Raw genomic sequence first — 8612 nt, forward strand, 5'->3', positions numbered from 1 at the left:
TTGGTCACGACGGTGAACAATGGTCACAGACTTTGCAAAGCGCGTGAGGAAAATCGCTTCCTCAACGGCAGAATCGCCGCCTCCGACCACTAAGAGATCTTCATCACGGAAAAAAGCACCATCGCAGACCGCACAGTAGGAAACGCCACGACTATTGTATTCTTCCTCGCCAGGAACTCCTAGATGACGATGGTTGGCGCCAGAAGCCAAAATCACTGTCTTGGTCTCAAAGGCTCCATCCTCAGTAATGATTTTCTTATAGTTACCATGGTCTTCAATTTTTTCAACTTGACCAAACAAATGCTCTACGCCTAGATTTTCTAGGGGCTCAAACATCTTTTCAGCTAGCTCTGGTCCGCTGATACGAGCATAACCGGGATAATTCTCAATCTCCGCAGTATTATTCATCTGGCCGCCGTAAATACCGCGTTCAAGCAGGGCCACTTTAAGATTACTTCTAGCTGCATAGAGGGCTGCTGTCATTCCCGCAGGACCAGCTCCAATAATCATTGTATCGTACATCATCTTTTTCCTTTCTCTTTGTTGTAACTACTGTTATTCTAACAAACTAACTAATCTTTTACAAGTATTTAAGCTTTGAGAACAACCAGTAAGCCAAAAATCGCAAAAGACAAGATTGGAATCGTCATAATTGTAATCAAAAGAAGATCGTAAATTTGGCTTTGACCTACCGCAAGAGTTCGATCCTTGCGACCGAGTCTCTGAAATAAAAGCCACAAGCCATCGGCAAGTCCTACCAGAATCGCCGTATAGATGAGGCTTTGGATATAGAGAGAAAAAATCTTAATTAACATGTCAGCTCCTCAATAATCAGTTGCCTTAAAAAGGTTTTAGTCGAAAACAAACCCAGCTGGTCTAGCCAACTGAGCTTTCACTTTTTCTATTATATCAAATATAAGTCCGTTTGTAACTAGCAAAGAATTCTTTGGTTCTAGCTTCCTTGGGATGATTGATGATCTCCTCTGGACTGCCTGACTCAATAATATGACCCTTATCCAAGAAAAGCACCCGATCTGCCACTTGGGAAACAAAAGATATATCATGGCTAACCAGAATCATGGTTTGCCCTGCCTTGGCAGCGTCGGCAATGGATTTCTCTACCTCACCGACTAGCTCTGGGTCAAGGGCTGAAGTAGGCTCATCTAGCAAGAGAACATCTGGCTTCATGGCCAAGGCCCGCGCCAAAGCCACCCGCTGTTTTTGACCGCCTGATAAATGCTTGGGATAATGATTCTCACGATCAGACAGGCCAACCTTTGCCAACTCTTCCTTGGCAATTTTAGTCGCTTCTTGGTCAGACAAATTTTTAACTACCAGCAGACTTTCCTTGACATTTTCCAGAGCCGTTCGACGGGAAAATAAATTGAACTGTTGGAAAACCATGGCCAATTTTCGACGCAGAGTCAAGATTTCATCTGGTGAAATGGTTGAAAAATCCACCTTGAAGTTATCAATTTCAATCCTTCCGCTATCTGGTTGCTCCAGATAGTTAAGGCTGCGCAGGAAGGTTGATTTACCAGCACCTGAGGAGCCTATTAGAGCAATGACTTCGCCTTTTTGAATTTCCAAACTCAGATTATCCAAGACCTTTTGTCCAGAAAATTCCTTGCTTAACTGGGAAATTTTAATCATCAAATCCTACCTCCTTGCGCTTGCTCCATTTTTTCCAGATTGGCTGGCGCCTTGATATCCATAGCTTTTTCAATCGCACGACCGATTTGCTCAATCACGATATTGACAATCCAGTAAATAATAGAAACAGAAATGAAGCGCTCAAAATAACGATAATCCGAACCACCGATAGCCTGAGCCTTGGCAAAGACTTCTACAACACCCGCACTAAAGGCCAGAGAAGTTCCCTTGGTCAAGCCGATGAGGGAGTTAATCAGAGTCGGTGTTGCCACAACTGCTGCATTAGGAATGATGACCCGCAGATAGACTTGGCGATTGGTCATTCCCAGACTGCGAGCTGCTTCAATCTCACCCGGATCCACCGAAAGAATGGCTGCTCGGATCGTCTCGCTGGCATAGGCCGCTTCATTGAAGGCAAAAGCGATAATGGCAAAGACTGAGGCAGGGATGGCATTGATATTAAAAGCTGTCCCATACTTTTGATTGATGGCTTTCAGCAGGAGCGGAATCCCAAAATAAGTCAGCATGAGCTGAACCAAAAGGGGCGTCCCACGGAGGAAGCTCACAAAGAGAGCCTGAATAGGATACAGAATTCTTGTGCGGTTAATCTTAACCACTGCGAAAATCATGGCCAAGATGATGCCGAAAAATGCCCCACCCAGTGTCAACAAAAGTGTGATAGGTAAGGTTTTTAGAATCGCCGGAATGGCATCAAAAACAGCTCGTAAACTAAATAATTTGCCGTCTGGGAGGAGCTTCAAAAGCTCTTCATACCAGTTTGCAGCTAGGATATAAGTTGTAAACATTTTAATTACTTCTCTTTCTCGATAATGCATTATTCTATCATAATTTGACCCAGATGCAAACTATTTGGCATCAAGAATAGATAATCTTTAAACCTTTAATAGCTAAGTGGGAAATGACAATAAAATAGACCAGTAATCCTAGTCTATCATAGTTTCACTGGTCTTTAAAATATAATTTTTCTATATCGTCCATAAAAAGAATTTATGGCTAGAATGTCTGGCGCTTAGCCTTGCGTTCTGCCCGACCACGTGCTCGATTTTCAGCTCGCTTGGTCTTGCGGCGTTTCTCATTCACTGCCCATTGGATTTTCTTCTTATAGCCTGGTTTGATTTTTTTCTTTTTCTTCTTGACCAGACCAATCATTTCTGTGTCCAGCTTCTCCTTGGTCTTCTCCCGATTAGCACGGCGATCTCGATCGTAGGTATCTTGAAATTCCCCATTTTTGATCATCTTAGGAGTAAACTTGATACCCAGCTTTTCCAACTCTCGAATATCTGAATCGTCACTCGGTTGATAAAGGGTAATGGCTGTGCCGGGAAGGCCATTTCGTCCCGTCCGACCAACTCGGTGGACAAAGAAAGACAAATCCTGCGGAATAGCATCATTGATGACATGACTGACACCTTCAATATCAATTCCACGCGCTGCCAAGTCCGTCGCCACGATGTATTCAAAATCCAGATTCTTGACCTGATTCATGATACGCTTGCGCTCCCGTGGTGGGATATCACCATGAATCTTGGCTACTTTTAGACCCTGCGCAGTTAGATATGCCTGCAATTCATCCGCACGAGTCTTAGTATTAACAAAAATCATCGCCAAATAAGGCTGGAGGAGCTGACTGATCTCATAAATCTGGGCATTCTTATCTCGCCCTTTGGTTGACAAGAGCCAGTTATCAATGGTATCGGCAATCACCGTCTTGGTCTTAATCTGCTCCATGACCGGATTAGACAGGTATTTCTTCAAGAAAGGTTGAAGCTTCTGTGGAATAGTAGCTGAGAAAACTAAAAACTGCAGGTCTTTAGGCAAGCGAGCCGCAATCCGGTCAACTGTCTCCAAAAAGCCCATATCAAGCGTCATATCAGCCTCGTCCACAACAAAGGTATGAGCCTTATGGATAGCCAAATCACCTGACTCAACCAAGTCATAAATCCGCCCTGGCGTTCCAATGACTATATGAGGTTGGCTGGACTCTAGCTTGCCAATCTGACGAGCCTTGTCAGTTCCGCCGACATAGTTGGCCACTCGAATCTCTTGCTCTGAAAAGCTAGCTAGCTGACGGGCTGCCTGATAGATCTGGGTTGCTAATTCTCGGCTGGGTGCTGTAATTACCGCTTGGACGCTGTCCACCTCTTCATCTAATTGCTGGAAGATAGGCAGCAAGAAGGTGTGGGTCTTGCCTGATCCTGTTTTAGACTCCCCAACTAAGTCTCGGCCAGATAACACCACCGGAATCAGCTTTTCTTGAACCTCCGTCGCCTCCACAAAGTTCAGGTCCTTGAGGGCTTCCTGAATATAATCTTTAAAGTTAAATTCTGTAAATTTCATTTTTTCCTCTGTTTACTCTTAATCTTATCTATTATACCAAAAAAATATCTTTTCTGCTCAGCTCAGGACGAGAAAAGGCGGGCTTACACCCACCTTCATATCACAAATATAGAATGGCCAAAGTCAGCAAGCTAGCTAAGAGGCCTACGCCCCAGAAGAAGAAGTCGACCTTCCATTCGCTCCATGGCTGGCCATGCCCAGAAAAACCACCCAATTCAAAGTGGTGATGGACTGGCGTCATACGGAAAATCCGCTTGCCACCCGTCAGCTTGAAATAAGTCACCTGCATCATAACAGAAGTCGTTTCAAAGACATAGACGATTCCGATGAGAAGCAAGGTCCACTCTTGGTGCAAGGCAATAGAGAGGGCAGCAAGCATACCACCCAAGGCAAGACTTCCCACATCCCCCATAAAGATCTTAGCTGGCTTATGGTTAAAGACAAAGAAGCCTAGCAAACCACCAATCATGCTGATAATGACAATCAGAAGGTCAAAGCGCTTCTGCTCCAGAGCAATGACCCCGTAGGCCACCAAGCTGATCGCAACGGAGATACTAGCCAAGCCATCAATTCCATCGGTCAGATTGACAGCGTTGGAGAAACCAACCAGCCAAAAGAGGACGAAGAAGATATAGAGGAAACCTAGCTGCACTGGAATCGTAAAGACATTTAGAGAGTCACCTGCCCCGTGCTGATTGTAGAAGAAGTAAAAGATAACTCCCCCTACCAGCTGCAGAGCTAGTTTCTGCTTAGGATTCAGGCCTTCGTTAATCTTACGGAAAACCTTAAGGAAATCATCCAAAAAGCCAACGATTCCGTAGAGAACCAAGATAAAGAGAATCATAATCAAGCCGTTGGACAGTTGTTGGGAAAGCAAGGCTGTCACAAAACTAGCCAAAACAGAGGCAACCAGAAAGACGGTTCCCCCCATCGTCGGCGTTCCAGCCTTAGCCTGATGCTGCTTAACATCCTCGTGCATTTGCTGGCCTGAAATATGAGCCTTGTGATAAAAACGGATAAAGGCAGGAATCCCAACAAGGGTTAGGATAAAGGTCAGAATTCCTGCAATAATTGCTGTTAACATGCTAGTCTCCCAATGTAACGGTTATTTTTTTCAATTTTTTCAGGTCTGTATTGACCTTCTCCTTCTGCTTGACAACTTTTGAGCCTTTGCCTTTAAAATTGACTTCCAGCCCTTGCCATTCAGCAAATTGCTCCACATTTTCCTTGGTCCAGCCATACATATCTGGCAAATCTTCAAAGTTATCACTTAAAATCAAAATCTGTTGATTGGCTTTCAGTTCTTGCCCTTCTTTTACAGAAATCTTCTTGATTTCACTACCTGTTCCTAAAATGATGGGCTGCACTAGATTGCGGCGAAGCTCGTCAGCCAAGCCTCCTGGGCTGATTTGATTTTTCAACTTCAGTTGTTTGGTCAAACCATCGATAGATGGCATTTTGTAGGTTGTTTCTTTTTCAACCAATTCCAAAGCAGGGCTATCGCCAGTTAGATTCAAGCTATCTTTAAGTGCCACAGCTTCTTCCAAGACTGGATTAACAACTTCCTGCCAGAAAAGTGGTGAAAATTTAACTTCAGGCTGCTGAACCGTGACATACATAATGAAATCTGGACTTTCAGCTGGCGTCATGGCTACCACGGAGTAAATATAATTATTCTCCCCTTCCAAATAGCCCTTAGCAGTCGCAATTTGGGCTGTTCCGGATTTCACGGCCACATCTTGCCCAGAAACCTTGATAACCGGTTCTCCGCCGATATTCAGCGTTCCATAATAAGGAACCGTTCCGACCTGAATCATATAATCCCGAGTTGTTTTCGCTGCTTTTCCTGAAACTGGATGACCAACGATTTCTGGCTGGGATTTACGGGCACTACCCGTTCGTGAATCATAAATAGCAGAGATAAATTTCGGCTCTAACATGACACCATCATTTGAAATAGCCGAAAAAGCACGTAACATCTGCACTTGGGTTACCCCAATCCCTTGTCCAAAGGAACTCATAGCAATGGTTACAGCATTGTCTGTAGGCAAGGCACCATATTCTTCATAGCCCATACCAAAACGAGTCGGTAAGCCAAATTTGAATTTTGATAGATAGTCTATCCACTTGGCATCTCCCATGTCTTGCTCAATGCGTGTCATCCCAACATTACTAGAGTAAGTAAAACCTTGAGCATAGGTCAGGACTTGTCCTGTTGATAACCCCATGTTTACATCCCAGTCGCGGATGGTAGCATCTGCAATCTTATATTCCGAGTTATCGTATGTTCCGGTTGGATTAAAGGACCCATTATCAATCGCTGAGGCTAGAGTCATAACTTTCATCGTTGATCCAGGCTCATACTGCGTCTGGTAAAGGAAGTTATTCCAAGTTTTCAAATGATCTACATTCAGGCCCTCTTTAGTATCCGCATTATAAGTCGGACGCTGAGTCGTTGCTAGAATCTCGCCTGTCTTAGCACTGACCAAAGTCGCACTGACAAATTTTCCTTTAGCTGTTTCTTGGAAGGCATCCATCCGCGTTTCCAAGTATGTCTGTAGCTGGGCAGAGAGGGTTGTATATACATCTTTTCCGTCTTCTGTCTTAACAGAAACTTCCTCTGAACCTGGGATGATGTTTCCTTTGCTGTCTTTTTCATAGGTAACCAGACCATTCTGACCGCCCAAGATACGGTCTAGCGACTGCTCCATACCTGAGGTTCCCACAAGTGTTTTATTACCTTCTTTATCCTCTTGCATCTGAGCCTGACCGATAAATTGCGAAGCAAAGATACCGTTACTATAGCTGCGGTTAGGGCTAGTTGTAAAATCAATCCCCTCTATCTTTTCCTTTTCCATCGCTTGTCGGATAGAGCTCATAGTACTATAAGTGATCCCATTTCCTTGGGAACCAAAAGAAACCTGTTTTAAATCCTTTTGCGCAAGCTGCTGCTTAACATAGTCCTTATCCATTCCTAGATGTTGATTAAGAATCTCAGCAACCTTTTCATACTGGGACTCCTCTACATAGAGGACCTTGCCAGCAGCGGATTTGTATTTTTTATCAATAACAGCATAAATGTTATAAGTCGTTGCATCTTCAGCGATCGGGACACCGTTGCGGTCATAGATAGTTCCTCGCTTGGCAGCGACCACGACTGTCTTTTGGTGCACTTGCTTAGCACCTTTTGACAAATTAACACCGAATTTCTGATCTGTCCCGATAATGGTCGCAAAATTAATCAAGAAAATGAAAAAAAGAAAGACGGCCAAGGCACTCATACTTTTTCCAACTTTTCGTCGATTGTATTCTGGGCTTTGTCTATTTTTTAAAGCATATCGCTGAATATTTTTTAAAAATCTATTACTCATTGGTTGTACTCACTGTCTTACGATTTCCCTTTTGGAGTTTCATATCCTGAGAGCTGGCCAACTGGGACAGCCTTTCATAACGTGTCAATTCATTCACTTCTTGCTTAATATTATCCAATTCAGCCTGCTCTGACTCAATCTGAGCATTAACTTCAGTCAAATCATGGTTGACCTGCAATAGCTTGGTCTGCATAAACACAATACTGACTGCAAGGATAATCGCTGTTAAAATAATGGAGCCATAGAAGGCTTTTTCGACTCGAGAAAATTTCCGAATCCGTTTTTGAATAGGGTGTTGCTTTCTTTCTGCCATGAAACTTACTCATGCACCTTCCTAGCCACGCGCAACTTCGCAGAATGGGCGCGATTATTGGCTTCTAATTCTTCTTTGCTTGGTAAAATAGGTTTGCGTGAAACTAACTCCAGCTTGGGTTGCAAATCATCTGGAATGAAAGGCAGACCTTTGGGAACATCTACGGTTGAAGCTTCTTTAAACAGTTGCTTGGTCAGACGATCCTCCAGCGAATGAAAGGTAATCACTGAAATACGACCACCTACAGCCAACAAGTCAATGGCCTGCTGAATGGATTCATCGGCCGCTCCCAACTCGTCATTGACCTCAATCCGAATAGCCTGAAAAATCTGCTTAGCTGGATGACCTTTTTTCTTCAGTTCCTTAGCAGGTTTGGCTGATTTGATAATTTCGGCCAGCTCTGTCGTCGTTTCTATAGGCTTGATTTCTCTCGCTTGCTCGATCTTACGGGCAATCTGCTTGGAAAACTTATCTTCACCATATTTGAAAAAAATACGGACTAAATCGTTGTAAGGATATTGATTTACAACTTGGTAAGCTGTCAAGGCAGCTTCTTGATTCATCCGCATATCCAAAGGAGCGTCCTGCTTATAAGAAAAACCGCGCTCCCGTTCATCCAGCTGCGGACTAGATACGCCCAAGTCATAACAAATTCCATCAATCTTCTCGACCCCTACTTCATTCAAACGAGTCTTGAGATTGCGGAAATTATCTTTGATAAAGGTCACCATGCCCCGCTCAATATAGGGAGCCAGACGTTTTTTGGCATTATCAATCGCAGTCTGATCCTGGTCAAAAGCATACAAATGCCCCTTGTCTCCCAGCTTGCTCAAAAGATACTCGCTGTGACCAGCTCCACCCAAGGTCGCATCAACATAGATGCCATCTGGCTGAACATCAAGCTGGTCAATCGTTTC

General features: G+C 43.9%; 9 protein-coding genes. All 9 read right to left on the reverse strand.

What is annotated here, in order from left to right:
* Positions 1-522: NAD(P)/FAD-dependent oxidoreductase (locus tag RWS39_RS08770; RefSeq protein WP_314482632.1), on the reverse strand; the 522-nt coding region annotated here is incomplete at its 3' end.
* 68 nt (positions 523-590) lie between these two features.
* Entirely contained in the window at positions 591-815 is a 225-nt protein-coding gene (locus RWS39_RS08775) for a DUF4059 family protein (protein WP_314482616.1), read from the reverse strand.
* Positions 816-909: 94 nt separating this feature from the next.
* Positions 910-1653 (reverse strand): amino acid ABC transporter ATP-binding protein, encoded by a 744-nt coding sequence (locus tag RWS39_RS08780; RefSeq protein ID WP_314482635.1) that lies wholly within the window; start codon positions 1651-1653, stop codon positions 910-912.
* Complete coding sequence (locus RWS39_RS08785) at positions 1653-2459, reverse strand: amino acid ABC transporter permease (protein ID WP_314482619.1); 807 nt, start codon at positions 2457-2459, stop codon at positions 1653-1655. Before RWS39_RS08785 ends, RWS39_RS08780 begins: the two co-directional genes overlap by 1 nt.
* A gap of 208 nt (positions 2460-2667) precedes the next feature.
* Complete coding sequence (locus tag RWS39_RS08790; protein ID WP_314482622.1) at positions 2668-4011, reverse strand: DEAD/DEAH box helicase; 1344 nt, start codon at positions 4009-4011, stop codon at positions 2668-2670.
* A gap of 100 nt (positions 4012-4111) precedes the next feature.
* Positions 4112-5095: a phospho-N-acetylmuramoyl-pentapeptide-transferase gene (gene mraY, locus RWS39_RS08795; protein ID WP_048764978.1), complete on the reverse strand. Its 984-nt coding sequence runs from the start codon at positions 5093-5095 to the stop codon at positions 4112-4114.
* A gap of 1 nt (position 5096) precedes the next feature.
* Positions 5097-7382 (reverse strand): penicillin-binding protein PBP2X, encoded by a 2286-nt coding sequence (gene pbp2x, locus RWS39_RS08800; RefSeq protein ID WP_314482626.1) that lies wholly within the window; start codon positions 7380-7382, stop codon positions 5097-5099.
* On the reverse strand, positions 7375-7695 hold the full coding sequence (gene ftsL / locus RWS39_RS08805; protein WP_005591835.1) for a cell division protein FtsL: 321 nt from the start codon (positions 7693-7695) through the stop codon (positions 7375-7377). Before ftsL ends, pbp2x begins: the two co-directional genes overlap by 8 nt.
* A 5-nt stretch (positions 7696-7700) precedes the next feature.
* Positions 7701-8612: 16S rRNA (cytosine(1402)-N(4))-methyltransferase RsmH (gene rsmH / locus RWS39_RS08810; RefSeq protein WP_314482629.1), on the reverse strand; the 912-nt coding region annotated here is incomplete at its 5' end.

This window comes from Streptococcus cristatus (assembly GCF_963529205.1).
Taxonomy (GTDB): Bacteria; Bacillota; Bacilli; order Lactobacillales; family Streptococcaceae; genus Streptococcus; species Streptococcus cristatus_O.